General features: G+C 63.2%; 22 protein-coding genes and 1 tRNA gene. 8 read left to right on the top strand and 15 right to left on the bottom strand.

Annotation, left to right across the window (positions count from 1 at the left end; genetic code table 11):
* The first annotated feature begins 1 nt into the window (after position 1).
* From ntrX to hflX, 3 genes are all read left to right on the top strand, one after another.
* Entirely contained in the window at positions 2-1,387 is a 1,386-nt protein-coding gene (ntrX, locus tag GTZ99_RS06630) for a nitrogen assimilation response regulator NtrX (protein WP_161717467.1), read from the top strand.
* 149 nt (positions 1,388-1,536) lie between these two features.
* Positions 1,537-2,145 (top strand): RNA chaperone Hfq, encoded by a 609-nt coding sequence (gene hfq / locus GTZ99_RS06635; protein WP_201742392.1) that lies wholly within the window; start codon positions 1,537-1,539, stop codon positions 2,143-2,145.
* A 2-nt stretch (positions 2,146-2,147) separates the two neighbouring features.
* A complete protein-coding gene (gene hflX, locus GTZ99_RS06640) occupies positions 2,148-3,485 on the top strand; it encodes a GTPase HflX (RefSeq protein WP_201742424.1) in 1,338 nt (445 codons plus the stop codon).
* A 44-nt stretch (positions 3,486-3,529) separates the two neighbouring features.
* Here the strand turns inward: hflX and mazG are convergent, their stop codons facing one another.
* From mazG to GTZ99_RS06690, 9 genes are all read right to left on the bottom strand, one after another.
* Entirely contained in the window at positions 3,530-4,342 is an 813-nt protein-coding gene (gene mazG, locus GTZ99_RS06645) for a nucleoside triphosphate pyrophosphohydrolase (RefSeq protein WP_161717468.1), read from the bottom strand.
* A gap of 125 nt (positions 4,343-4,467) precedes the next feature.
* Complete coding sequence (locus GTZ99_RS06650) at positions 4,468-5,247, bottom strand: MBL fold metallo-hydrolase (RefSeq protein WP_161717469.1); 780 nt, start codon at positions 5,245-5,247, stop codon at positions 4,468-4,470.
* A complete protein-coding gene (locus GTZ99_RS06655; protein ID WP_161717703.1) occupies positions 5,244-6,065 on the bottom strand; it encodes a TatD family hydrolase in 822 nt (273 codons plus the stop codon). Before GTZ99_RS06655 ends, GTZ99_RS06650 begins: the two co-directional genes overlap by 4 nt.
* Positions 6,065-7,630, bottom strand: a complete 1,566-nt coding sequence (gene metG, locus GTZ99_RS06660) for a methionine--tRNA ligase (RefSeq protein WP_161717470.1) — start codon at positions 7,628-7,630, stop codon at positions 6,065-6,067. Before metG ends, GTZ99_RS06655 begins: the two co-directional genes overlap by 1 nt.
* Before the next feature lie 57 nt (positions 7,631-7,687).
* Positions 7,688-8,656: an AAA family ATPase gene (locus GTZ99_RS06665; protein ID WP_161717471.1), complete on the bottom strand. Its 969-nt coding sequence runs from the start codon at positions 8,654-8,656 to the stop codon at positions 7,688-7,690.
* Positions 8,653-9,294, bottom strand: a complete 642-nt coding sequence (gene tmk / locus GTZ99_RS06670; protein ID WP_161717472.1) for a dTMP kinase — start codon at positions 9,292-9,294, stop codon at positions 8,653-8,655. Before tmk ends, GTZ99_RS06665 begins: the two co-directional genes overlap by 4 nt.
* Positions 9,294-10,547, bottom strand: coding sequence for a D-alanyl-D-alanine carboxypeptidase family protein (locus GTZ99_RS06675; protein ID WP_227711146.1), 1,254 nt, complete (start codon positions 10,545-10,547; stop codon positions 9,294-9,296). The genes tmk and GTZ99_RS06675 overlap by 1 nt, the downstream gene beginning before the upstream one ends.
* Before the next feature lie 86 nt (positions 10,548-10,633).
* Positions 10,634-11,863 (bottom strand): SPOR domain-containing protein, encoded by a 1,230-nt coding sequence (locus GTZ99_RS16960; RefSeq protein ID WP_264960539.1) that lies wholly within the window; start codon positions 11,861-11,863, stop codon positions 10,634-10,636.
* Positions 11,847-12,860, bottom strand: coding sequence for a lytic murein transglycosylase (locus GTZ99_RS06690; protein WP_161717706.1), 1,014 nt, complete (start codon positions 12,858-12,860; stop codon positions 11,847-11,849). Before GTZ99_RS06690 ends, GTZ99_RS16960 begins: the two co-directional genes overlap by 17 nt.
* A 284-nt stretch (positions 12,861-13,144) precedes the next feature.
* Here GTZ99_RS06690 and GTZ99_RS06695 point away from each other — a divergent pair.
* The 5 genes from GTZ99_RS06695 to GTZ99_RS06715 all read left to right on the top strand — a co-directional run bounded on the left by GTZ99_RS06695 (position 13,145) and on the right by GTZ99_RS06715 (position 17,380).
* A tRNA-Ser gene (locus GTZ99_RS06695) sits at positions 13,145-13,234 on the top strand.
* A 152-nt stretch (positions 13,235-13,386) separates the two neighbouring features.
* On the top strand, positions 13,387-14,583 hold the full coding sequence (locus tag GTZ99_RS06700; protein WP_161717473.1) for a tyrosine-type recombinase/integrase: 1,197 nt from the start codon (positions 13,387-13,389) through the stop codon (positions 14,581-14,583).
* A 116-nt stretch (positions 14,584-14,699) separates the two neighbouring features.
* Positions 14,700-14,888 (top strand): helix-turn-helix domain-containing protein, encoded by a 189-nt coding sequence (locus tag GTZ99_RS06705; RefSeq protein ID WP_161717707.1) that lies wholly within the window; start codon positions 14,700-14,702, stop codon positions 14,886-14,888.
* Positions 14,885-15,913 carry a hypothetical protein gene (locus GTZ99_RS06710; RefSeq protein WP_161717474.1) on the top strand — a complete coding sequence of 343 codons (1,029 nt, stop codon included), beginning with the start codon at positions 14,885-14,887 and terminating at the stop codon, positions 15,911-15,913. Before GTZ99_RS06705 ends, GTZ99_RS06710 begins: the two co-directional genes overlap by 4 nt.
* A gap of 54 nt (positions 15,914-15,967) precedes the next feature.
* The gene (locus GTZ99_RS06715) at positions 15,968-17,380 is read left to right on the top strand and encodes a hypothetical protein (RefSeq protein ID WP_161717475.1); all 1,413 of its coding nucleotides are present in this window, start codon (positions 15,968-15,970) and stop codon (positions 17,378-17,380) included.
* 503 nt (positions 17,381-17,883) lie between these two features.
* Here GTZ99_RS06715 and GTZ99_RS06720 read toward each other — a convergent pair.
* From GTZ99_RS06720 to GTZ99_RS06745, 6 genes are read right to left on the bottom strand one after another with little or no spacing between them, the layout of a single operon-like run.
* Positions 17,884-20,979 (bottom strand): type I restriction endonuclease subunit R, encoded by a 3,096-nt coding sequence (locus GTZ99_RS06720; protein WP_161717476.1) that lies wholly within the window; start codon positions 20,977-20,979, stop codon positions 17,884-17,886.
* Between the two features lie 14 nt (positions 20,980-20,993).
* Entirely contained in the window at positions 20,994-22,088 is a 1,095-nt protein-coding gene (locus GTZ99_RS06725) for a DUF4268 domain-containing protein (RefSeq protein WP_161717477.1), read from the bottom strand.
* The gene (locus GTZ99_RS06730) at positions 22,088-23,014 is read right to left on the bottom strand and encodes a GIY-YIG nuclease family protein (protein WP_161717478.1); all 927 of its coding nucleotides are present in this window, start codon (positions 23,012-23,014) and stop codon (positions 22,088-22,090) included. Before GTZ99_RS06730 ends, GTZ99_RS06725 begins: the two co-directional genes overlap by 1 nt.
* Positions 23,011-23,559 (bottom strand): hypothetical protein, encoded by a 549-nt coding sequence (locus GTZ99_RS06735; RefSeq protein WP_161717479.1) that lies wholly within the window; start codon positions 23,557-23,559, stop codon positions 23,011-23,013. Before GTZ99_RS06735 ends, GTZ99_RS06730 begins: the two co-directional genes overlap by 4 nt.
* Positions 23,556-24,938, bottom strand: a complete 1,383-nt coding sequence (locus GTZ99_RS06740; protein WP_161717480.1) for a restriction endonuclease subunit S — start codon at positions 24,936-24,938, stop codon at positions 23,556-23,558. The genes GTZ99_RS06735 and GTZ99_RS06740 overlap by 4 nt, the downstream gene beginning before the upstream one ends.
* Positions 24,935-26,755 carry a type I restriction-modification system subunit M gene (locus GTZ99_RS06745; RefSeq protein WP_161717481.1) on the bottom strand — a complete coding sequence of 607 codons (1,821 nt, stop codon included), beginning with the start codon at positions 26,753-26,755 and terminating at the stop codon, positions 24,935-24,937. The genes GTZ99_RS06740 and GTZ99_RS06745 overlap by 4 nt, the downstream gene beginning before the upstream one ends.
* Positions 26,756-26,894 lie beyond the last annotated feature (139 nt).

Raw genomic sequence — 26,894 nt, forward strand, 5'->3', positions numbered from 1 at the left:
TATGGCACTGGATATCCTGATCGTTGACGATGAAAAGGACATTCGCGAACTGGTCGCGGGTGTGCTGTCGGACGAGGGCTATGACTGCCGCACGGCGGGCGACAGCACGTCGGCGCTGGCGGCGGTAGATCAGCGGCGGCCTTCGCTGGTGCTGCTGGACGTATGGTTGCACGGCAGCCCGATGGACGGGCTGGAGGTGCTGGACGCGATCAAGCAGCGCGAGCCCGAACTGCCGGTGCTGATCTTTTCCGGCCATGGCAATATCGATACGGCGGTCTCGGCGATCAGCCGGGGCGCGATGGACTTCATCGAAAAGCCGTTCGAGACCGAGCGCCTGCTGCATCTGGTGGGCCGCGCCACCGAGACTGAGCGCCTGCGCCGCGAAAATGCCCGGTTGAAGCTGAATGTTGCCGACAGCCCGGAATTTCACGGCAGTTCCTCGGCGATCAACCATGTGCGCGCGACGTTGAAACGGGTGGCCAACACCGGCAGCCGCTTGTTGATTTCCGGCCCATCGGGCGCGGGCAAGGAAGTGGCCGCCCGCATTCTGCACGCCTGGAGCCCGCGCGCCGAGAAGCCCTTTGTCAGCGTCAATTCCGCCCGCATCACCCCCGAACGGTTCGAGGAAGAGCTGTTTGGCGAGGAGAATGACGGCCAGCTGGTGCGCGCGGGGCTGCTGGAAATGGCCGACGGCGGTACGCTCTATCTGGACGAGGTGGGTGACATGCCGCTTTCGACGCAGGCGCGCATCCTGCGCGTGCTGACCGAGCAAAGCTTTGTCCGCGTGGGCGGCCACCGTCAGATCCGGGTTGATGTGCGCGTGGTGTCCTCGACCAGCCGCAATCTGGAAAAGGAAATCGCCGAAAAACGCTTCCGCGAGGATCTGTTCTATCGGTTGAACGTGGTGCCGGTGCATGTCCCTTCGCTGGCCGAGCGGCGCGAGGATATCCCTGCGCTGGTGGCCCATTTCTTTGCCCGTTACGCCAATGATCAAGGCGTAGCGCCGCCTGATGTCAGCATTGACGCGATGGCCGCTTTGCAGGCCTATGAATGGCCGGGCAATGTGCGCCAATTGCGCAATGTGGTCGAACGCACGGTGATTCTGGCCCCGCGCGACCGGTTGTGCCGGATTGAGGCGGACATGCTGCCAGGCGAGATCGTTTCGGGCCGTTTGGCGGGCGACAGCGGCGTTTCGGCGCTGATGGGCGTGCCCCTGCGCGAGGCGCGGGAGAATTTCGAGCGCGAGTATCTGCGTGTGCAAATACGGCGGTTTTCCGGGAATATTTCACGCACCGCCAGCTTTATCGGCATGGAACGCTCGGCGCTGCACCGCAAGCTGAAGCTGCTGGGCATGGCCGACAAGCGCGAGGATGAGGACGAGGAGTGATCTGATCCGCAGCGGGGCAATCGGGATGCAAATTGCCCATTTACGCTGCGGATGCGAAGCTTTAGGGTGACATGTGACATCGGCCGGAAGGAATCATCCGGCCAGACTGTGGCGGGGCGCGACCCGCCACCAAAAATAGGAGCATATAAATGACCACCGGACGTACGCTTTCCGCCCGCCCCCGTCTCAAACCCGCCGTGTCGGAAGATGTGGCTGACGAGATCTCGGCAGAAGCGCCCGCCGCTGCGGCCGCGCCTGTGCCCGTGCCTGCGGGTGGCAAGGGGCAGAATTTGCAGGACCAGTTCCTGAACCACCTGCGCAAGAACAAGACCCCCGTCACGATGTTCCTGGTCAAGGGCGTCAAGTTGCAGGGCATTGTCACCTGGTTCGACAATTTCTCGATCCTGCTGCGCCGTGATGGTCAGTCGCAATTGGTGTATAAGCATGCCGTTTCCACGATCATGCCCAGCACGCCGATCGACACGCGCCTGTTCGGTCAGGGTGGCGAGGGCAGCAAAAAGGCCCGCCTGTTGCAGGACGTGTTCCTGTCCAGCATCCGCGCCGCCGGGGTGCAGGTGACGATGTTCCTGGTCAATGGCGTGATGCTGCAAGGCCGCGTGGCCGCCTATGATCTGTTCTGCATGCTGCTGGAGCGTGAAGGTTACGTCCAGTTGGCCTATAAGCATGCCGTGTCCACCATCCAGCCTGTCACGCCGGTTGACCTTACGGGTGAGTGGGACGGCGAAGAGGACGCCTGACACTGTTTGAAAATGATGATCTGGCGGGCGAGGTCACGCGCGGTGCGCGTGTCCTTGTCGTCTGCCCCGAGTTTCGCGGCCGCCCCGCCGCCACCGACTCCGCCGCGCGCGTGGAGGAGGCGAGGGGGCTGGCGCTTGCCATTGGCCTTGTCATTGCCGACGCCTTTACCGTGCCTATTCGAGAGGCGCGCCCCGGCACGCTGTTTGGCGAAGGCCAGATCCAGAATATCGCCACGGCTTGCGTCTTGCATGAGGCTGACCTGATCATCGTCGATGGTGCGCTGTCGGCGGTGCAGCAGCGCAATCTGGAAGACAAGCTGAAGCGCAAGGTGATCGACCGCACCGGCTTGATCCTTGAAATCTTTGGCGAACGTGCCGCCACCGCCGAAGGGCGGTTGCAGGTGGAACTGGCGCATCTGGATTACCAGCAGGGCCGTCTGGTGCGTAGTTGGACCCATCTTGAGCGACAACGCGGTGGTTTCGGCTTCCTGGGTGGCCCGGGCGAAACGCAGATCGAGGCTGACCGCCGCATGATCCGCGACCGCATGGCCCGCATCCGGCGTGAGCTGGAGCAGGTGCGCCGCACGCGCGGCCTGCACCGCGACCGGCGGGAAAAGGCACCTTGGCCGGTCTGCGCGCTGGTCGGCTATACCAACGCCGGAAAATCCACGCTGTTCAACCGTTTGACCGGCGCCGAAGTGATGGCGCAGGACCTGTTGTTCGCAACGCTCGACCCCACCATGCGCGCCATTCGCCTGCCGGGCGTGGAAAAGGCGATCCTGTCCGACACGGTGGGCTTTATTTCGGACCTGCCGACGCAATTGGTCGCCGCCTTTCGCGCCACGCTGGAGGAAGTGACTGCCGCTGATGTCATCATCCATGTGCGCGACATCGCCAACCCCGATACCGTTGCGCAAAAGGCGCAGGTGCTCGACGTGCTTGAGGACCTTGGGCTGCTGGAGGAGGGGACCAAGACCCCGCTGATCCCGATGATCGAGGTGTGGAACAAATGGGACCTGCTGGAGCCGGAGCGCGCCGCCGACCTGTTGCGGCAGGCCCGCGAGGCCGCGCATGACGACGAGGTGGTCGTGCCGCTGTCGGCGATCACGGGCGAGGGGTGTGACGAATTGCTGTTGGCGGCCAATGGCTTGCTGACGGGGGACGCGCGGGACCACACCTTTGTCCTGCCAGTGGCCGATGGTCAGCGCATCGCGTGGCTATACGCCCACGGGCAGGTGTTGGCCGATGACGAGGCAGAGGACGGGGACGATGAGGCGCCGCGCCGCCGGTTGACCGTGCGCCTGACCGCGCGGGAGTTTGGGCGTTACGCGCGGGTGTAGCGCCCGCGTTAACAGCTTTGTTAACCATACCGCGCAGGTCGGCGTTAACCTTGGCGGTCAGGTGCTTCGTTGCGCTTGACCGCCTGCCACAAGGCCTCCTGCGCGTCCAGATCCAGCGCGGCAAAGTCCTGATCAGCGGCTTTGGCCAATGCTTCCATACCTTTGAAACGGCGCTCAAATTTGGTATTTGCGGCGCGCAGGGCATCCTCTGGCGGCACGCCATAGGCGCGCACCAGATTGACCGCGGCGAACAACAGATCCCCCGCCTCGTCCAAACGCTCTTGTGGCGTGGCGGCGCGGGCCAGCTCATCCATTTCCTCAACCACCTTGGCCGCAGAGCCTGACGGTTCGGGCCAGTCAAACCCCACACGCGCGGCGCGTTTTTGCAGCTTTTCAGCGCGCATCATCGCGGGCAGTGCCAGTGCCACACCGTCCAGCGCGCTGGTTGCGCCCTTTTCGGCACGTTCAGCGGCCTTGGCGGCCTCCCAGCGGACCTCGCGCGATTGGCCGGTGTCAGCCGCGTCGCCAAAGATATGCGGGTGGCGGGCCTCCATTTTGGCGCTGATGGCATGGGCCACATCGGCAAAGGCAAACTGTCCGGCCTCCTGCGCGATGCGGGCGTGGAACACCACCTGCAACAACAGATCGCCCAATTCCTCACGCAGGGCGGACGTATCGTCACGCGCGATCGCGTCGGCCACCTCATAGGCTTCCTCGATCGTATAGGGCGCGATGGTGGCAAATGTCTGCGCACAATCCCATTCGCAACCCGTTTCCGGATCACGCAACCGCGCCATGATCGCCAGCAGGCGGTGCAATGCGGCGGCCGGATCGGCGGAGGTGTTGGCGGCGTTCATGCGTGGCCTCAAGTGCGTTTTGGATAATGTGTATTATGTAAAATGAGTTCAGGGCCTAAACCGGCGTTTACCTGTGTTACGCCCCTGTTTACCCGCCTTAACGGCCTCTTCCGTCACGGCCCGCGTCACGCCACCATCGTCAGCCCGTCATAGCCAACGCTGACATGGTCAGGCACCAGCGCGGAAATCGCGGCATAATCCATGCTCTTGTCCAGATGGATCAGCACCCCCCTCTTGGCGCGGGTGACGCTGATCAGTTCCAGCGCCATGTCCAGATTGGCATGGGTAGGATGCGGATCGCGGCGCAGACAGTCTGTCACCATCACGTCCACGCCGTAAAACAGGTTCACCATCTCATCGGTAATCTGGCTGAAGTCTGTGGCGTAACCAATTGTTTTTCCGTCACAATCGAAACGGAAAGCGGTGCTTTGCGCTGGCCCGTGCGGCATCTGGCAAAAGCCGATACCTATGCCAGAGGCCATCCGCACACGTTCCAGCGTGTCCAGCGAGACCAGCGTGTGATAGCCATATTGCCCGGCGAAAACATAGCCGAAGCGTTGCCGCAATCGCCGCACTGTTTCATCCGCCGCATAGCCGGGGATCGGCCCGGCCCGGCCATAGCGCAATGGCCGCAGGTCATCGATGCCGTGGGCGTGATCGGCGTGATCATGCGTCCAGAACACCGCGTCGATGTTGTGGATATTGTTGGCGATAAACTGCTGGCGCAGGTCGGTCGAGGTGTCGACCAACAGCCGCGCGCCCTCCTCGCTCTCGATGATGATCGAGGCGCGGGTGCGGCGGTTTTTCGGCTCATTGGGGTCACAATCGCCCCAATCCAGCCCGTTTTCGCCGCCGATGCGCGGCACGCCGGTCGAGGTGCCGCTGCCCAGAATGATGACCTTCATGCCGCCCTCTCGGCCAGGCTTTGGGCCTGCGCATGGGGCGCGCTGCCCTGTGCCTTGGTGAACAGGCGGAAGAAATTGGCGGTGGTGACAGCCGCCAGTTCCTCGACGCTGACGCCGCGCAACCCTGCCACAAAACGCGCGGTGTCGGCGGTAAAGGCCGGTTCACACACCTTGCCCCGGTGCGGCACTGGGGCCAGAAACGGCGCGTCGGTTTCCACCAGCAGGCGGTCGGCGGGGATGTCGGCGGCGACAGCCTGCAGATCGTGGGCGTTCTTGAACGTGACAATCCCGGAAATCGAGATCGTCAGCCCCAGGTCCAGCATCGCCTGCCCAAACGCGGCCGACGCCGTAAAGCAATGGATCAATGCGGGAAAAGCGCCCGCCGCCATCTCCTCGGCGATGATCCGGGTGGTGTCCTCCTCGGCATCGCGGGTGTGGATGATCAGCGGCAGGCCGGTCTCACGCGCCACCGCGATATGGGTGCGGAACAAAGCCTGTTGCGCCGCCCGGTCGGAATGGTCGTAGTAATAATCCAGCCCGGTTTCGCCGATGGCAATCACCTTGGGATGGTGGGCTGCCGCCAACAGCGCGGCCGCGCCCAGATCTATGTGCTCGTCCGCCTCATGCGGGTGGATGCCCACGCTGGCCCACACGTCATCATGGGCATCGGCCGTGGCGATGATGTCGGCCCATTCGCGCTGCCGGGTGGAAATGTTCAGAAAGCCGCCAATCCCAGCCGCGCGGGCGCGGGTCAGAATGTCGCCCTGTTGCTCCACCAACCCTTTGTAATTCAAGTGGCAATGCGAATCGATCAGCATCATTCGCCCTCGGCCGTGGCGGGCATTTCCAGACGCGGGAACACGCCCACCGGCTGCGACAGGGTAAAGCCGCTGTCGGCCAATGCCGCCAACCAGCCGGCATCGTCCAGCGCGGCATAGTCACGCGCATCGGCTGCAACGCCCATCTGGTCCAGCAGTCGGTCGATGCTGGACGGCACCACGGGACGCAGCGCAATCGCCAGATCGCGCACCACACGCAGCAGCGTCATCAGCACCGCCTCCATCCGCGCCGGATCGGTCTTGCGCAGGGTCCAGGGCGCCTGTTCGTCGACGTACTGGTTGCAGGCGAAAACCGCGCGCATCCAGCCGTCCAGCCCGCCCGAAAAGTCATAGCGGGCAAAGCCTTCACGCAGGTCCGCGATGCCATCGGCCACCGCCTTGGCCAGCGCCGCGTCGGCCTCTGCCACCGGCAGATCGGCACGGATCACGCCACCCATGTTCTTGAAAATCATCGACAACGAGCGCTGCGCCAGATTGCCGAAACTGTTGGCCAGTTCCGCGTTGCAGCGCGTGACGATGGCTTCCGACGAATAGCTGCCGTCATTGCCAAAGCTGACTTCACGCAGCAGGAAATAGCGCAGCGCGTCAACGCCAAACTGGTCGGCCAGTTCCAGCGGATCGATGACATTGCCCAACGACTTCGACATCTTCTCACCGCGATGCAGCAGGAAGCCGTGGCCGAAAATCTTCTTGGGCAAAGGCAGCCCCGCCGATTGCAGGAACGCGGGCCAATAGACCGCGTGGAAACGCACGATATCCTTGCCGATCAGGTGCAGATCAGCGGGCCAGTACCGGTCGAAATGGGCGCGGTCCTCGGAAAAACCGATGCCGGTCAAATAGGTGCACAGCGCGTCCACCCAGACATACATGACGTGGCCAGGGCTGTCGGGCACGTCCACGCCCCAGTCAAAGCTGGTGCGGCTGACCGACAGGTCGCGCAATTCATTGCCCTTGAGAAAGCCGAGCACCTCGTTGCGGCGGCTTTCGGGTTCCAGAAAACCGGGCGTTTCGTTCAGTTCGATCAGGAAATCGCGGTATTTCGACAGGCGGAAGAACCAGCTCTCCTCGACCTGCCACTCCACCGCCGTCCCCTGCGGCGAGAGCTTGACGCCCCCCTCGCCCTCGATCAGCTCGCTCTCGTCATAGAACGCCTCGTCGCGGATCGAATACCAGCCCTCATAGCGGTCGAGATAAAGATCCCCCGACTCACGCATGGCGGTCCAGACGGCGCGGGCGGTGTCCTTGTGCGCCTCTTCGGTCGTGCGGCGGAAGGCGTCGATCGAGATGTTCAAACGCGCGCACATCTCACGGAAATGGTTGGACATTTCCGTAGCGAAATCCAGCGTGTCGCGCCCCGCGTTGCGGGCCGTCTGGGCCATCTTCAGCCCATGCTCGTCCGTACCCGTTACCAGCCGGACATCGCGCCCCTGCGCGCGCTGGAACCGGGCGATGGCATCGGCGGCAATCGCCTCATACGCATGGCCAATATGCGGCTTGCCATTGGGATAGGAGATGGCAGTGGTGATGTAGAAAGTTTCGGCCATGGGCCCAGGTTGCCTTTGATCGAGAATGCTGTGGTTTTCGCGCCCGGCAGGCGCGGCCTAACGGTATGACGCCTCTCTAGGCATAGCAGCCTGCGCCAGCAAGGCACCAATTTCCATCGCCAGCATTCCGGGGTCAAAGTTATAGATCGGCGCCTGCGCGGCCAGCGTGACGATGGCGGCATGTGCCTCGATAATGCGGGCCTGACGGTCGGGCGGGCTGTTGCGCAATGCGCCAGACAACACCGATCGCGCCAGATCCAGCGTCGCGACAATCCGGCGGCGGGGGGGGCGTTGGCCAAAAGCCGCCATCAGATCGGCGCGCAGCGTCAAATCCGGGTCGCCATGCTGGACAATCGCCTGCATTGCGGCATGCACCCGGCCCAGATCCTCCTCGACAAATTCCAGCGCCACGCCCGGCGATCCCCCGGCCGCGGCAATCGCGGCGGCGCGGGTGGCAGCGTCGGCCTGCGGCGCGGCATCGGCCAACACCGCATCCACATCGCGCGCATCCAAAGGCTGAAACCGCAGCACCCGGCAACGCGACCGGATGGTTGGCAACAACCGCCCGATGCGATGCGTCACCAACAGGAAAAACGTGCCAACCGGCGGTTCCTCCAGACTTTTCAGCAAAGCATTGACCGCGTTCTTTTCCAGATCATCGGCCGGATCAATGATCACCACGCGGCGGCTGCCCAGTGTCGGCCGGGTAGTCAGTCGGTGCTGTATCCGCCGGATCTCGTCGATCGGGATCGAGCGCTTGGTCTCGTAAGGATCGCCCGCGTCACGCTTTTTCTCCTCCTCCTTGTTGGCCGGAGGATGTTCGGGGATCAGTATGTCGGGATGTGACTGCGCCGGGGGTTGGGCAATGCCGGGTTCGGCCACCAGTTCGGCGGCGGCGGCGCGGGCAAATTGCGCCTTGCCGATGCCCATCGGGCCGGACAGGATCCAGCCATGGTGCATCCGGCTGCCGGCCATCGCCGCGCGCCATTCGCGCCACGCCGCGTCATGGCCGCGCAGATGGGTCATGCCCGGCCCGCCAGCAAAGGCGCCAGCGCCGCCATAATCGCGGCGTGCACCCTATCGGCATCGCCATGGCCGTCAATCGCGGCATAGCGCTGCGGCTCTTGCGCGGCGATGGCGGCAAAGCGCGCCGCCACCCGCGCGTGGAAATCGGCCCCGCGCCCACCGATCCGATCGGCGCCATCGGCATCGCGCAGCGCCAGCCGTTGCGCCGTGACGGCGGGCGGCACCGCCACCAGCAACGTCAGATCGGGCAGCAACCCCTGACTGCCAATGCGGTGCAGGTCCAGCAATTCGGCGTCATCAATCCCGCCACCGCCACCCTGATAGGCGCGGCTGGAATCCAGAAAACGGTCACACACCACCCATGCCCCACGGGCCAGCGCCGGGCGGATCAAGCGGTCGACATGGTCGGCGCGGGCGGCGGCAAACAGCAACGCCTCGGCGCGCATCCCCCACCCCTCGCCCTCGGTATTCAGCAAAAGGCCCCGGATCGCCTCGGCCCCGCTCGTGCCGCCCGGTTCGCGGGTCAGCACCACCTCGCGCCCGGTGGCGCGCAGGGCATCGGCCAACAGGCGCGCCTGCGTGGATTTGCCGACGCCCTCCCCGCCCTCCAGCACGATAAAGCGGCCCGGCCCCGTCATCAGCGCCACAACCGCGAAAAGCCCGCGCGCAGGCGGTCCAGCGCCCCGCCCACCGGCACATCAGCCGCCGCCAGCAACGGCACGCGCGACATCTGCCCGTCTCCGGTGCGCAATTCCAGTTCGGCCACCGGCGCGCCCTGTTTGATCGGCGCGACCAGCGGGCCCTGATAGACCACGCGCATCATCACGGCCGACTTTGCGCCTGTGGGCAGCGTGGCCATCACATTGCGCGGCGCGACCAGCCCGACATGGGCGGCCTTGCCGCCCTGCACCTGCGCGTCACCCACCAGCGCGCCCGCGTCATACAGCTTGTGCCCGGTCCATGCGGTAAAGCCCCATTCCAGCAGGCTTTCGGCCACCTTGCGGCGGTCGCCCGGCTTGTCGATGCCGGCCACCACCATCACCAGCCGCCGCCCGTCCCGCTCGGCCGAGGACAGGTAGTTATAGCGCGCCTCGCCGGTAAAGCCGGTCTTGATCCCGTCAACGCCGCGCACCTTGCCCAAAATCGGGTCGTGGTTGTCCTGCGTGATGTCGTTCCAGCGCATCCCCGGACGGCCCACATAGTGGTGGTAATATTCGGGATAGCGGTCGATCATCGCCTCGGCCAAGCGGACCAGATCATGCGCGGACACATGCGTCACGCCATTGTCCATCCACCCGTTGGGCGTGCCGAAATGGCTGTTTGTCATGCCCAGACGGCGCGCGGCATCGTTCATCATCGCGGTCCATGCCGGGACGCTGCCCGCCGCGCCCTCGGCCAAGACCACCGCAGCGTCATTGGCCGACACGTTCATGATGCCCAGCAACAGGTTCTCGACCGAGACGCTGCTGCCGCGTTCTAGGAACATGCGGCTGCCCTTGGTGTGCCATTCGGCCCAGGTTTCGTCGCGCACGGGGATCATCTGGTCGGCGCGCAATTTGCCCTGCGCCATCAGTTCGAACGCGACAAAAGCGGTCATCGTCTTGGTGACCGAGGCGGGCAGGAACGGCCTTTCGGCGTCGCGGGCATAGAGCACGCGGCCCGATGTCATGTCGACCAGCATGGCCACCGGCGCGCCCTCTGCCGCGGGCGGAGGGGCGGGTTCGCCGGGGCCGGGCGCTGGCATCGGCACATAGGCGGGATGCAGAAAATGGTCAGGGGTTGCGGTTGGAGGGGCAACCGGCATGGATTGCGGCACAGGTTGGGCCGCGCCGCCCTGTACCCATACCAAGCCCGACGCCAAACCCAAGGCCACCGGCAGCGCGATCGGCATTAGGGCAACAATAGTCCGACGTGTCTTCAAGGGGGCTCCCGTTCGTGCCAATGGCGCGCGGGAGACACCCCTTGAACAGGTGCCGGTCAATCCGCGCGCTGGATTCGTGCGTCGCTATAACCTGCCGCGCGCGCTTTCGCCAAGGCGGCATTGGCCTCTGCCTGTGAAGCAAATGGTCCCATCCGGACGCGGAACAGGTTGCTGGCGGGCTGCACGCGGCCACCGGCATGCTGTGCCACGCTGCTGGCGCGGGCGCGGTCGGCAAAAGCGCCCACCTGCACCACCAATCGGCCCGCGCCATAGGCGGGCTGGGGCGCGTCATCGGCCACGGCACGGGTGCGGGCCTCCAGCGCGATGGGGGTGGCGCGCGGCGCGGGCTTGACCAATGGCGCGGGATGCGGCGGCGCGACCGGCGCGATCACCGGCGCGCTGACCGCCACACGCGGCACAGGCTTGACCACAGGCTTGGCCGGCGGCGCAGGCGGATAGGCGGCGGCAAAGCTGGCTCCCGGCGCAACCGGCGCGGGCGCAACCGGCACAGGGGCCGGTTTGGCGCGGGCGATGGTCGTCACCGGACGCGGCGCGGGGCGCAAGGCGGCGCTGGGCGTCACCTTGGTCAGGGTGGAATCGGGCCGCGCGTCAGGCGGATCGCCCGCGTCATCGGCCACGCCCGAAGGCGCCGTCTGCCCTGCCCGCGCCAGCGACGCGCCCGAATGGCTGGCCGAAGGATCGGTCTGCAACCGGCGTTGCAACACCCCCAGCAAAGGCTTGGGCGTGGGGATACGTTCGGGCGCGACATTGCCCGAACGCAACAGCGCGCGGTCTGTTTCTGGCGGGTTGACGCGGCGCACGCGCACTGGCGATTGCGCGCTCGATACGCCCAATTGCGCCGCGGCGGCGGGTGACAGCTCAATCGTGGGTGCGGTATTCATCGGCCCGCGCCGCTCGACGCGCACCAGAATGGTCTTGCCACTCTCCAGCGATGTCACCTCGACATAGCTGGGCAGTGGCAGGGTGTGGTGCGATGCCGACACGCCCGTTGCCGGGCCAGCGCCCACCGCAGCATAGCCCACCGCGTCGTAATTCATCGTGTTGGCGGGGGTAAATATCTGGTCCCCCACGCGATAAGGCTCACCAATCACCACAGGGTAATCGGCCGCCGGGCCTGATTGGGCCAGCGTCAACGCCGGGTCCATTGGCGCGGGCGGCAATCCGGCCTGCGCCACCATCGGCATAGCCGCCGCCATGGCGGCCACGCCTGCGGCCAATACGGCCAGGGTCAGTTTGCGATCTTGACGATCAACGGGCAATCTCATCAGCCAGCAGTCCCACACTCAATGCGTAGTAGTTCGAGCAGTTATAATCGAGGATAACCCGATAATTCCCGGTTAAGAGGAACGCAGGGTTTCCAGGACCGTCCGGTTCGAACAGGCTGGCCAGTTCATTTTCACCAATTTGTCCCATTGGAACAACGCCTAAGGCGCGCCATTCGGCCACCGTTTTCCACACCGAATGGCGGGCGTGCACCCGCGGACAGCGCGGCGACTCGAGCCGGGAGACGATGCTGGCGCGGTCAAACCCTTCCGGAACGGCGGCGCGCACTGCCCATGGGCGGCCCGGCTTCCACCCCGCCTCGCGGAAATAGGCGCCGATCGAGGCCAGCGTGTCCACCCGGCTGCGCCAGATGTCTGCGATGCCATCGCCATCGGCGTCCTGCGCCACGCGCAGATAGACAGACGGCAGGAATTGCGGCCAGCCAAACGCCCCGGCCCAGCTGCCCACCAGCAGATCGCGCGGCACGCCCCGGTCAACCATTTGCAACAGGGCGACAAATTCGGTCGCGAACAGCTCTCGCCGCCGCCCCTCATACGCCAGCGTCGCCAGCGAGCGCGCCAGATCGAACCGCCCCAGCCCGCCGCCATAATCGGTTTCCTGCCCCCAGATCGCCATCAGGATCGGCGCGGGCACGCCATATTTCGCCTCGATCCGGGCGATATCGGCCGACAGGGCGGCATAGATCGCCCGACCCCGCGCAATGCGCGAGGCGTTGACATGGCTGGCGCGGTAAGGCTCGAACGGGGGGGATGGCGCGGTGGGGCTGCTGCCCGGTTGCGATCGGTCCAGCGCGATGACACGCGGGTCATAGGCCAACCCGGTTGTCATCCGCTGGATGGTTGCCTCGCTCACCCCGGCGGCGCGGGCGCGGGCGGCCAGCACCTGCACATAACCGGCAAACCCCGCCTCCTCGGCCGAGGGGGCCGTGACAGGGGTGAAAGCAGGCGCCGGCGCAGGCACCGTGGCTTCCTGCGCCATGGCCGAGGCCGCATACAGGGCGATGGCCACCCCGCCCCATCGGGCCAACGTGGTCCATTTTGGCGCGGACGGCCCCCGCGCGGAAAGCTGCGATTTCATACCCATAGTCTGGCTATGGCACAGCCCGCCCGCCAAGCAAACCTGCGATGCATCCGCCTATGCGCTTGCGCTGCCCTATTCGCGCCGATCCGGGGCCGCGCCGCGCCCAATGGTGGGCGTTGTGGCACGCCCTTGCCACTTGCGCTTGCAATCCGCGCCGGTTCGGGTCTATGCGCCCCTCCAACGGACAGGTGGCCGAGTGGTTTAAGGCAGCGGTCTTGAAAACCGCCGTGGGTGGAAGCTCACCGTGGGTTCGAATCCCACCCTGTCCGCCAGTTATTAGTCCGTGCGTGTCCAGGCGGACACGCTAATGACCTGGTAAAGCACTGATCTTCCAGGGCAAAATATCCACCACAGTCTGTTAATCTCCGTCACTGGTGCTGCACAATCGGCGCGTCAGTGGTGGGAAGAGTGGTGGGAAGCCAACATGCCTTTGACCAATCTCCAGATCAAAAACGCCCCCAAGGGAATGCACTCGGATGGAAATGGCCTCTACCTCGCCGTCACCGGCAAGGGGGCCAAGAGCTGGATCTTCCGCTATCAGCTCGGCGGCAAGCGCCGCGAAATGGGCTTGGGGCCGGTGATGGCCCTGCCTGGGCCTGAAGCCCGCGCCATGGTCGCGCAACTCAAGCTGAAGGTTGCCAATGGGATCGACCCCCTGGCCGAGCGCGAGGCCGAAAAGCTGGCTGCAGAGGCAGCGGCACGCGCGGCGCGGCTCGAGCAGGAGCGCAAGCAGCAGACCTTCCAGAAGGTGGCCGAGGCCTATATCGCGACCCATGAAGCTGGCTGGAGCAACGCCAAGCATATCCAGCAGTGGACCAACACGCTCAAGACCTACGTCTATCCCAAGATCGGCAGCAAGACGGTCGACGCCATCACCACCGCCGATGTCGTGGCGATCCTGAAGCCCATCTGGGCCAAGAAGCCTGAGACAGCCAGCCGCGTGCGCATGCGCATCGAGGCGGTGCTGAACAGCGCTAAGGCTCTCGGCTGGCGTGAGGGTGAAAACCCGGCGGTGTGGAAGGGTGGGCTTGATGCGGTCCTGCCGCGCCGTGGCAAGGTCAAAACGGTGCGCCATCACCCGGCGATGCCCCATGCCTCGGCGCCTGCCTTCATGGCCGCTCTGAAGGCGCGCGAGGGTATGGGCGCGCGGGCGCTCGAGTTCACTATCCTGACGGCGGCGCGCTCAGGTGAGGTGCGCGGCGCGCGTTGGGATGAAATCGACCTAGAGAAGGCCCTCTGGGTCATCCCCGCCACGCGCATGAAGGCCAAGCGCGAACACCGCGTGGCGCTCTCGAGCGCGGCTCTGGCCCTGCTCAGGGCGATGCCGCGTTTTGCCAATTCGTTGCTGATTTTCCCCGGCAGCAAGGGACAGGCCCTGTCCGATATGTCGCTGTCGGCGGTGCTGAAGCGGATGGATCTGGGGCACTTCACCGTCCACGGCTTCCGCTCCACCTTCCGCGACTGGGCGGCAGAGCAAGGCTTTGCTTTCGACGCCATCGAAGCGGCACTGGCCCACAAGATCGGCAACAAGGTGGTGATGGCATATCTGCGCACTGATCACCTCGAGGTGCGGCGTGACATCATGGAGAAGTGGGCTGTATATCTGGCAAGCGTAAACTAGGGTTACACTTTGAAAATTTCCCGCAAATTTTTCGATGGTGCGCAAATGTTAAAGTAGATTCGAACGCAATGACCAATCATTTGGTGAGTCCGCTGACGCTTATGTGGACCCACCAAATGAACAAAATCGCTGTTTCCGTTTCAGAAGCCGCTGCGATGCTCTCGCTCGGTCGCTCGTCAATCTACGAACTCATGGATGCCTGCGAACTGGAGAAGATCAAGTTCGGCCGCCGCACGTTGATCACCGTTGAAAGCATCAACAACGCTGTCGCCAAGCGCCTTGTCAACGGGAGGGCAGCAGCATGATCACTGCCCAGAAGGTCGCACATGCGCTCGATGCCAACTACAAGAAGTCCGGCGACGGCTTCGTATGCAAGTGCCCCGCCCACGACGACAATACTGCCTCACTGAAGGTGACGGACGGCAAGGATGGCAAGATCCTTGTCCACTGCCACGCCGGGTGCGACAGCGGCGACGTCATCGGTGAGCTGAAGAACCGGGGGCTGTGGCTCTATCCCGACGAGAAGCGCCGCCCTTCATCGATGGGTGGCACTGCCGTGGAAGCCAACGATAACCGCAGGGCCAAGCCCAAGCCCAAGCTGGTCGCGAAGTATGACTACTTGGACCACGTCACTGGCGACCTGATGATGCAGGTCGTGCGCCTCGAACCCAAGGGGTTCTTCCAGCGCCGCCCCGACCTCACCCGCCCCGGTGAGTGGCTGAACAAGGTCGATGCCGAACATCGCACCCTTTACAACGCCGCCAGCGTGGCTGGTGCCGAGGGCGCGGTCCTGATCGTCGAGGGTGAGAAGGACGTGGACAATCTCGCCGAAATCGGCGTTGTAGCGACCTGCAACCCCGGTGGCGCAGGCAAGTGGCAGGACAACTACAACGAAATCCTGCTCGACAAGGACGTCGTGCTGGTGCCCGACAACGCCGCGCCGGGCGCGAAACACGCTGACATGGTGGGTGCCGCGCTGCAGGGCATTGCCAAGCGCGTCCGCATCCTGCACCTGCCCGGCCTGCCCGAAAAGGGCGACATCAGCGACTGGCTCGCGGTCGAGGGCAACGACAAGGCCGCCTTACGCGAGCTGATCAATGAGGCGCCCTTGTGGCCCCCGCCGGTCGCCCCGGCCAAGTCCGTTGACGTCGAGGCCATCATCAACCGTCAGGAAGTCGCCACCGAGAGCGATTTCCCCTTCCTCTGCCTCGGCTACAACAAGGGCAGCTACTTCTACCTGCCCAAGGGCACCCAGCAGATTGTAGAGCTGACCGGGCATGGCCACACCAAGGGCAACCTGCTGACGCTGGCCCCGCTCTACTTTTGGTAGGCCAATTTCAACAACCGCAACGACAAGATCGACGTCGATGCAGCCGCCGACGCCATGATGCGCGCCTGCGAACGCAAGGGCATCTTCTCGATGGATATGCTGCGTGGCCGTGGCGCGTGGTGGGATGATGGCCGCATCGTCGTCCACTGCGGCGACATGTTCTATGTGGACAAGGTGCCGCATGCCCCCAGCGCGATCCGCTCGCGCTACGTCTACGAGATGGGCCAGCCCATGCGCGCCGCCATCGACAAGCCGCTCACGGTGAACGAGGCCAAGCTCTACCTCGACCACATTCAGCGCATGCCCTTCTCCCACGATCTGGACGCGGTGATGATGGCTGGCTGGACCGTCTGCGCCCACATCGGCGGCGTCCTCAACTGGCGCCCGCATGTCTGGCTGGTCGGCGCCAAGGGCACCGGCAAGTCCTATGTCATGGACCGCGTCGTGAAGCCCCTGTTCGGGCCTGACCGCTGCCTCGCCGTCGCATCCTCGACCACCGAGGCTGGCCTGCGCCAGTCGCTCGGCTCTGACGCCGTGCCCGTTCTCTTCGACGAGGCCGAGGGGCAGGACCAGACCGCCGTCGCGCGCATCCAGCGCATCCTCGAGACGGTGCGCCAGTCCTCGAGCGAAACCGGCGCCAAGATCGCTAAGGGCACCACCACCGGGGCGGCCCTGTCGTTCCAGATCCGCTCCTGCTTTATGTTCGCCTCGATCAATGCCAGCATCGTGCAGCAGTCCTACCGCTCGCGCATCACGGTGGTCGAATTGAAGGCCGACCGGCAGCGCTACAACCTCGAGCAGCTCAACCGCTTCGGCCAGTTCCTCACTGGCGACGAGTACGCCCAGCGCTATCAGGCACGGGCCATCGCCCTCGCCCCGGTGATCCGCCACAACGCCGAGATCTTCTCGATGGTGGCCGCTGCCAAGCTGGGCGAGCAGCGCGCGGGCGACCAGTACGGTGCCCTGCTGGCTGGCGCCTACAGCCTCTCCAGCGACAGCAAGGTCACGGTCGAGCAGGCCGAGGCATGGCTGGCCCAGTTCGATCTCGCCGAGGACAAGGCCGAGGTCGAGAGCATGTCGGACGAGCAGGCCTGCCTCCAGCATATCCTGCAGCAGGTGGTGAAGGGTGTGGACATGTCCTTGGGCAAGCGCGACCTGACAGTGGGCGAGCTGATCGACTATGCCTATGAGCAACTGCATGGCGAAGGCGAGATGTCGAACGCCTATTGCGCAAAGCGTGCACTCGGGCGCGTCGGCCTCAAGCTGGACAGCACCGGGGAAGGCCTGTTCATCGCCAACAGCTCGGACGGCCTCAAGCGCTTGATGGCCAACACGCCATGGTCCACCAACTGGAACAAGGTGTTGAAACGCCTGCCAGGGGCGAAGGCTGCGGACGTGACCTACTTTGGCTTCTCCGGTAGCGAGAGCCGTGCGACGTGGGTCGGATTGCCCAAGCGTGGCCGGTGACAGGGCGTTAGAAAGTGAGAGATCGGGCCTCAGAGCGTAAGTTCTGGGGCCTTTTCCTGCAAAGTGTAAGGGGCAAGCAATTGATTGTCATGCCTTCTTACATTTCTTACGCTTACGGCCGGCTTTTTTACAGCCCCTATATAACATACAGGAATAAACCATAAGAGACGCTCCCTGTATGCATGTATTGTATTTCCGTAAGTGTAAGTGAAAGTGTAAGAAATGCCCGATTTTTGCGAATTTTAGGCACTTACGGTTCACTTACGGCCTGCAAAACCGTAAGTGTAAACCTAGTTGCCGCATCTGAATTTGCCATTTTTAGACTCATAGAGCGCTGCTGCGCGTCTCAGGCTGCCCCGGTGACCCAAGTCCCCAATGCGAGTCTTAAACGGGCTCAGAATCGAATTTCCGGCATTCCAAAGGGTGGGTCCTTTCCATGGGGTACCCCATCACGGGTAACGCGCTACCGCGACGTCGCTCTAGCGGCAGAATGTGAACTTGGTTTACGCTAGGGGCTCACTCCTCAGGGTTTCGTACAATTGCCCAGGTCCCAGCAAGATGTCCTTCAGCCCTTCCCGCACTGCCGGACTGTTCAGCGCCTGCGTGCTCATTGTCTCATGGGCTGTCAGCGCGTCCATGATGGCGTTCATGATCTCGTTGGCCAGGGCAGGCGATGCAGCGAACTGCGACTTCGAATTGTTCTGGGCTTGCACCCGTAGCAGCTCTGACTCCAGGAGTTTGCCTTTGATGACGTTGTTTACATAGATCAGTTGGTCGTCGTCGGTCAGGTCGCCCTCGAAAAGGTCGTTCACCTTGGCGATGATCTCGGCCAGTAGGGCTTTCTGTTTGTCTTGCACCGCACCAGAGCCTGCCCCGCTGATGGGCGCCAGTGGCGTTTTCTCACCGCCTGCCACGCTGATGCTGCGCTTGCCCAGGTCTTTCAGCGTATGGTGCGTCAGGCGCACGCCAGAAAGGTCCACGCCGTCGCGCTCACGGCCAAACTCCAGCAACGGGATCAGACGCTTGTAGAACAGGAAGCGCTTCTCGATATCGGTGCTGGCATAGTCGAAGATCTGGGACAGGAACGTGTAGAGGCTTACGAACGTCTGCATATCGGCCCGGAACAGGACAAGGGCATTCACCTCGTCCTTGGCATCGTCTGCGGCTTTCTGGTCCTTTTTCCCTTGTGCGTCCTTCCTGCGGTTACAGGCTTCCTTGTATTGCACCAGCAAACGCTGTGCCACAGGCTCCAGCGCGGCGATAAGTTGTCCCTGCGTGGCGTTTTGGTCGAGTTCCACGCGCACCAGCCGTTCAACCTCGTGGTTGTCGTAATGGCCGGCTGAATCCAACTTCGCGCGCAGGTCGAAGATGAGGTTTGGATCGGTGGCAGCCGCGATTTCTGCCGAATCGTAGTAGGTGCGGAACGCCTCCAGCACCTCTTCCGAACTGTTCACGAAATCGAGGACATAGGTCGTGTCCTTGCCGGGGTATGCGCGATTGAGCCTGGACAGGGTTTGCACCGCCTGAATACCCGCCAGCCGCCGGTCCACATACATGCCGCACAGCAGGGGCTGGTCGAAGCCGGTCTGGAACTTGTTGGCTACCAGCAGGATCTTGGCGTCCTCGTCGGTGAAGGCTTCGCGGATATCACGCCCCTTCAGCGTGGGATTCAACCTGGCGCTGGTTTCGGTCAGGGGCTCGCCATCGCCTTCTGGGTCATTCACCTCGCCCGAGAAGGCCACCATCGTCGCCATGCGATAGCCCTGCGACTTGATGTAGCGGTCAATCGCCTGTTGCCAGCGCACCGCCTCAATGCGGCTGGCGAGCACCACCATCGCCTTGGCCCTGCCATCCAGCAGCGGGCCGACGTTTTCGCGGAAATGCTCGACGACGATCTGGACCTTTTGCGCGATGTTGTAGGGATGCAGGCGCACCCAGCGCATGATCCCCTTCATGGCCGCGCTCTTCTCAACCTCGCGCTCGTCCCACTCCTCGCCATTGTTGGCCAGTTTGAAGGCTAACTTGTATGGCGTGTAATTCTTCAGCACGTCGAGGATGAAGCCCTCCTCGATGGCCTGCCGCATGGAATAGACATGGAATGGCGCGGGCTTGTTCGTCTCGCTCGCTGCCATGTCGGGATTGGGGCGCCGCCCGAACAGTTCCATCGTCTTGGTCTTGGGCGTGGCGGTGAAGGCCACATAGGTCACGCCATCCTTGGCCGCACGCGCTGCCATCTGGGCTGCCAACAGGTCCTCGCTGCTGATCTCGCCGCCGTCGGTGATCTCTTCGATTTCCTCGGGCGTCAGCACTGCCTTCAGCTTGGCTGCGGTTTCGCCCGCCTGGCTGCTATGGGCCTCGTCGGCGATCACGGCGAACTTCTTGCCCTCGGTCGCGGCGCGTTCGCGCACTGCCTCGAGCGCAAAAGGAAAGGTCTGCATGGTGCAGACGATGATTTTCTTGCCGCTGTCCAGCGCATCTGCCAGCGCGGCGCTCTTGCTGCCGCTGTCGTTGGTGACCGTGGCGACCACGCCCTTGGTGCGCTCGAACTCGAACAGGGCCTCCTGCAACTGCGCGTCGATCACGTTGCGATCCGACACCACGATAACACTCGAGAAGATCTTGGCATCGACCGCGTCATGCAGATCGGCCAGGAAATGGGCGGCCCAGGCGATGGAGTTGGTCTTCCCCGATCCAGCGCTGTGCTGGATCAGGAAGCGGCCTCCGGCGCCTTCTTCCCGGATTTTGGTACGCAGCTTTCGCGTCCCGTCCAGCTGGTGATAGCGGGGGAAGATGATGCCGCTGATCTGCTTTTTCTTGTCGCGCTTGGCGATCATGTAGCGGCCGAGGATCTCGAGCCAGCTGTCGCGCTGCCAGATTTCCTGCCACAGATAGGCTGTGGGATGTCCGGGGCCATCGGTGGGGTTGCCTGCACCACCCTTGTTGCCACGGTTGAAAGGCAAGAACCGCGTGGCGCCGCCATCCAGCTTGGTGGTCATCATCACATCGCGGTTGCTCACTGCAAAATGGACCAGCGCGCCGGTGGCAAAGCTCAGCAGCGGCTCGCCTTTGGGGGCGCGGTCGAACTTGTATTGGTCCATGGCGTCGCCAACCGACTGGGTGAAATCGGTTTTCAACTCCACCGTGGCAACCGGCAGGCCGTTCAGAAACAGCACAAGGTCGATGCAGTTCTCATTCGACCTGGAATAGCGCACCTGCCGCACCACACGCAGGCGGTTGGCCTGATAGCGCGCCACGATGGCCGGGTTCATGCCCGATGCAGGCGCGAACTGGGCAAGGCTGACCAGCCCCTTCACCCCGATCAGTTCGACGCCATAGCGCAGCACATCCAGCGTGCCACGATCCTGCAGTGATTTGCGGATGCGATCGCACAAGACATCAAGAGCTGCCAAGCCGTGGGCCTTGGCCAGCGCCTCCCACACCTGCGGCTGGCTTGCCTCGAGCCAGCTCTGCAAGTCCTCGGGAAAAATGGCCCTGGTCCGATCATAGCGCGCGGCGGCACCAGCCTCATACAACCAGCCAGCCGCTGCCAGATCGGCGCAGATCTCATCCTCGAAACTGATTTCCTTGTGCAGGCTCATGGAAGGATTACCAATCAATTCTGGGCTTCAAGGAATGGGATGACGGCATCATGCAGGCGATGTGCCATGTTGAGGAGGTCTTGCTGTAGAACGTCCCATTCGTTCTCAGGCGTTGAAGCCCCTCCGGGGCGAATTGCGGCTACTCGACAAGATCGCGCCTTCTCCAGCCTCATCCATTCTAGCGCCCCACCAAATCGGGCCTCGATTTCAGCCTTATGGGTCAGAAGATGATCAAAGATGGCCAAATTCTGGCCATCTGCGCCGCGCCCTTTATCAATATTGATTTCGGCCTGGCAGTCAGACTTGCGAAGCGAGAGATTGATCGTAATCCCTTCGACCCGCGTCTTACCTCCGAGCCAGCCCCCGACTGGCACTGACTTGCCATGATAGAAAGTGGCGTTGGGTAAGGCCATCAATTGCCCCCAGAAACGCACGAAGCGTTGATGTTGCTCACTAAGATCCTTGCGTTCCGCCTGCCGCTTCAGCCCGATCTGGGTCTGGAATGTCGCGGCCTCGGGCAGAGGGATGATTTGCTGCACATCGAGCAGCAACCGCCCATCCGACAGCTTGCATGGGCTTAGGCGAATGCAGGTAATGTCGATGCCTTGATCGCGCAGCCACAAGACGGCAGTGGTCAGTTCCTTGCCGAAATCGGCAGAGGCCAGCACGATCCGCACCGATTGGGCAAAGCCTTCCTCTGCCGCCTCATCCCATCGCAGAAAAGCGAGGATGGCAGCCTCGGCCCCTTCTGCGTCCAGACCATTGCGGCGGCGGAACTCGGCATGGGCGTCGATAGCCTCGGCAAAGGTCATACGCGCCACCATGGCGGCATAGCGCAAGGCCTGGAGTTCCATATGGCCCGCATCGTCACGCTTCAGTTCGACCACCACCAGATTGGCGTCGCTATCGAGGCACAGGAGGTCAATGCGGCGGTTGCTGTCCACCCAGCCGCCGTATTCTTCGGCGAGCACGAAGAGGTCGTCGCCCAGCACCGCGATCTGCTCGCGCAGCATGCGCTGGATGTCCTGGCGCTCCTTCAGCCCCTCGGTCTGGAACAAGGTCTGGTTCGCAGCGGCCAGCCGTCCATCGACGAGTTCGTACACCGGCATCAGGCAGGCTCCATCACTTGGGTTGCCTCAATGCGGCTGGCTTCCCATTCCTTGTAAGTCTGTCGGGTGGCCACATTCAGCCATTCCGTGGTCCCGTTCGCTGGTCTGCCATCGACAACGGCGGCGGCGGCACTTGGGCTTTGAAAGGCGTAGCTTTGAGCGAAGATGCAACGCTCGCCGTCCTGTTGCAGCACGCCCGATGTCTTCAATTCCGCATGCAGAAGGCCATACCCATGCACGCGCGCCGCCTTGCTCTCCCAATTGAGCCGGGCATGAGAACCTGCCTCTACAATGAACTCGCCGCCGTCCAGAACGGCGTATGCGGTGAGGTTGTGCTTTTTGTTTTCCAGCACAAACCGCGCCTCCTGCTCTGACCAAGCCGCCACAGGCGCTGTCACTGCAGCCTTGGGCGCCGACCGCGCCCTCTGGATAAACATGTCTACCCGCACGGCAGGCAGCACCACCAGCAGGTTTTCCAGGAAGGCTTCCATCTTGCCCTGATCGGCCTCGCTCAGACCTGGCAGGCTGGGGGCCACGCTGTTTTCCAGCGGCATGCGCCCGATGCTCTTTGCCTCGGCGATCAGGCGCGCTTCCAGATAGCGCACATGGGCCTTGTTCAGCTTGTTGGCTGCCGCCGTGATCAGGATGGCGCTGGTCCACCAGTCCTTCTTCACATCATGGCTGCGGATGCGGGCCGAGATGTCCTCGCCTTCGCCGATATAGGCCAGCGGTTCGCCCTCCTGCTCGCCCAGCAAGAGGTAGATGCCCGCATAGCTTGCCTCTGGGCGCGCCAGCGCGATGGCGATCTGGGTGCGCGGGGTCATCAGCACATGCCCCGTCCAGTTGAACATCTCGGCGGTCAGCATCCCATCGGGGCGGCCATCGATGTAATACAGCTCAAGGCTGCGGCCGGTTGCGCGGGTCATAGCGATTTCACCCGAAAGCCCAGCAGCTTGAAGGCCTCAATCGCCTCTGGCTTCAGTCGATAGCGCAGCACGCCTTCTTCATCGCGGGTTTTGATGGTCAGCATGTCAATGTTGGGGGCAAGGTCATTGCGCACTGCTGGTTCCAGCGGCCACAGGAAATCTTGGCGCTTGGCGCACATGTATCCGAACTGCATGTCCCATGCGCCGTCCCGCCAGCCGTGCAGCGCGGTCAGATCGGCATTGGTGCTACCGGGATGGTCGAGCAAGGTCTGGATCAGCTTGTCCTCGCCGGGGGTGGTCGGCTCTAGCTCGAAGGCCAGTTTCACACGGGCGGTGGGCGAGGCTTGGTCTAGTTCGACCACCTTTTCGGCGCGGGCTTGCTGGGTCAGGCGGTTTTCCTCGGCGTCTTGCGCGTCCAGCGCGGCGAGGACCTTGGCGGCGTTGGCATCGCCGGTGGCGGCTTTCGCCTCGGCATTGGCGCGCATCGTCTTGCGCTCGTCGGGCGACATGGTGGGGATCTTGGCGATGAGTTTGTCGATGCTCATGCGGTTTCCAGTTCGGCGGTCGAGTCTAAGGCGGCGGCGCGGACGTCGATTTTGCCGGTGACGGCAGCCGAGATCAGCGCGGCGCGGCGTTCTTGCAGCAGGGTGATGGCGGATTGGGCTTCGGTCATCAATTTCTCATAGCCCGACATGACTTCAACAACCCGAACTGCAATCTGCGCCTGCTCATCGGTTGGCGGAAACGGACACAGGAAGCTCTTGAACTCGTCGAGCGACAGGTTCTGCATACTGGAACTGGTTCCAGCGCAAGCAACCTGCACTTGCGAGCGGTAGAACGGGCTTTGCGTCCAAAGGTGCGTGAAAGCAGGCTCCAGCTCGGAAAAATGCACCTGCCACAGGCGATCAGGCAAAAAGAGGTTCGGTGCGTCCTCGATGACCAAGCCCGTCGCCCCAACAAGATCAGGCGTGTTCATGCGACTGACGATCAAGCAGCCCGCCTTGACCGGGCAACTCGCTCGATCTCGTTCTTCAGCGATGACGGCTTTGTTTTCCTCTGGGCGAAATTGGCCCGTGTAAACCGCGCTTGTTTTCAGGACGCCTATCTCGTCGTCGGAGGCTGGCACGTCGATTGCATTTACGCTGACGCCTGACTCGATGAAGCTGATGCCATACTTCAAAGGCTTCACCTCCCAGTGCTCTGGGATTTGGCCGAGCCATTCGATGCCGCTGTCTTTCAGGGGGGCGGATGCGTTGAGGCCTTTGGTGACGGCGTGGGAGATGACCGTTTGGCGCTTTTCCTTCAGCAGCGCGATCAAGCGCTCCTGCTCTGCCACCAAGCCATCAATCTTGCCCACCTCCCGATCCAGAAAGCCCGCAATCGCCTCCTGCTCGGCAAGCGGGGGCAAGGCAATCGGTGCATTATCCAACGCGTATTGGCCGAGGCCAACGCGCGTCAGGCCGTTGGCGCTAACGTGGAAGTATGCTCGGGCCGAAGGAGTGTCGAAATACCGCTTTATGAAGGCGCCGCATGCGACCTCACGCGGCCTAACCATAGAAAGGTGGTAGCCGCAGATTACACCTTCCAGCGTTTCAGGAACGTAGGCGGAGCGGGCGATGTCGTCAGGCGTTTCGGAATCCTTCGTGATGATTGTGTCGCCAGCCTTTAGTGTAAAGCGAGCTATCTGATCGTCCGTCGCCGTTGCCTCCATGAACGGGAAATCGTCCGTGATACGTTCGTGATAATAGACATTGGTGTAATTGCACAAACGCACGGCGGCTTCGCCCTCAACCGACTTTTTGTCGACGTTGCTTGGAAATACCTCGCAGGCAAGCTTGAGACGCGTCACCTCCCAATGCCCCGGCACCGCGCCCAGCCACGCCACGCCGCTGTCCTTATACTCGGCATAAGGGGGGAAGCTCACGCGGCCAACTCCGCCAGCATCGCCTGAATGCGCGCGGTCACGCCCGCCAGCTCGGCGTCGATCTCGGCCAGCGGACGGGGCGGCTCAAAGACATAGAAATGGCGGTTGAAGGGGATCTCATAGCCGACCTTGGTCTTGGTCTCGTCGATCCAGCTATCTGGGGCATGGGGCTTCACCTCGCGCGCGAAATAGGCCTCGACATCCTCGGACAAAGGCACGTTCTCAGTATCGCGCAGGGCGCTGTCGGGCTGCATCTTGCCCTTGGCCTTGCCCTTCTGGCCCAGCACCACCTTGCCCGCCTCGTCGCGCAAGGGGCGCTCAACAGTGATGGTGCGATAGCCAAAGGCTTGCGTAGGGAAGATGCGCGAGAGGGGCGCGAGTTTGAGTTTGCCACCCTCTGGTGCCTCGGGCGCGGCCTCGCCCGCGATGATGATCCGGCGCGAGACTTCCTTGCCGCCGGCGTCGATCAGTGTGGCCAATTGCGCCTCGACAAAGCCGCCGAACAGGCGCGTCACGTCGTCAATATGCGCTTCGCCCATCTCCTTGCGCTTGGAGCCGAGCGATTTGCGCATCTTTTGCCAAAAACTGCTGGCGTCGATCAGTTGCACCTTGCCGGTGCGGGCCTGCGGCTTCTTGTTCGACAGGATCCAGACATAGGTGGCGATGCCGGTGTTGTAGAACATGTCGGTGGGCAGCGCGATGATCGCCTCGACCAGATCGTTTTCCAGCACATAGCGGCGGATCTCGCTCTCGCCGCTGCCCGCGCCGCCGGTGAAGAGGGGCGAGCCGTTGAGGACGATGCCAAAGCGGCAGCCACCCTCGGCGTGGGGGCGCATTTTGGAGAGCAGGTGCATAAGGAACAGCAGAGAGCCATCCGACACGCGCGGCAGGCCGGGGCCAAAGCGGCCAGCGTGGCCTTGGCGCTGGTGCTCGTCCTGCACCTCTTTCTGAACCTTCTTCCATTCCACGCCAAAGGGCGGGTTGGAGAGCATGTAGTCAAAGCGGGCGGCGGGGTGGCCATCGTCGGACAGGGTGTTGCCCTGCACGATCTTGGTGATGTCCTGCCCCTTGATAAGCATGTCGGCCTTGCAGATGGCATAGGACTCGGGGTTGAGTTCCTGGCCCCACATGGTGAGCTGGGCGGTGGGGTTGTGTTCGCGCAGGTATTCCTCGGCGATGGAGAGCATGCCGCCGGTGCCCGCCGTGGGGTCGTAAATGGAGCGCACGACGCTGGGCTTGGTCAGCACTTCATCGTCCTCGACGAAGAGCAGGTTGACCATGAGGCGGATCACCTCGCGCGGGGTGAAGTGTTCACCGGCCGTCTCGTTGCTGATTTCGGCAAACTTGCGGATCAGTTCCTCGAAGGCGAGGCCCATCTGGGCGTTGTCGACGCGGGCGGGGTGGAGGTCGATGCCCGCAAAGCGCTCGGTGACCTGGTAGAGCAGGCCGTTCTTGGCCAGCCGGTCGATCTGGGCGGCGAATTCGAACTGCTCGAAGATGTCGCGCACCTCGGGCGAGAAGCCCTGGATGTAGGACAGGAGGTTTGTGCCGATATTGTCCTGATCGCCGATCAGCTTGGCAAGGTCGAGCGGGCTGCGGTTGAAGAACTGCATGCCAGCCGCGCGGATCAGGAAGGGATCAGGGCGGCCAGCCTCGGCCTCCTTCAGCACGGCATCCTTGGTGGGTGCCAGGACGCAGTCGAGGCGGCGCAGCACGGTGAAGGGCAGGATGACGCGGCCGTATTCGGACTGCTTATAATCGCCGCGCAGGAGGTCCGCCACGGACCAGATGAAATTGGAAAGCGATTGGTGGTTCAAGGGTATAGCCTCCGTTGGGGGAGGTAGTGCCCGATGACGCGGCGAAGTTCAACGCTGTTCGCCAGTAGCCATACATGACCAGCCAGTGGATCGACCAGACATCCTGACCTCAGATACTCGATGTAGTTCTTGCCTTGCA

Origin of the sequence: Novosphingobium ovatum (assembly GCF_009909235.1) — a bacterium.
GTDB lineage: Bacteria > Pseudomonadota > Alphaproteobacteria > Sphingomonadales > Sphingomonadaceae > Novosphingobium > Novosphingobium ovatum.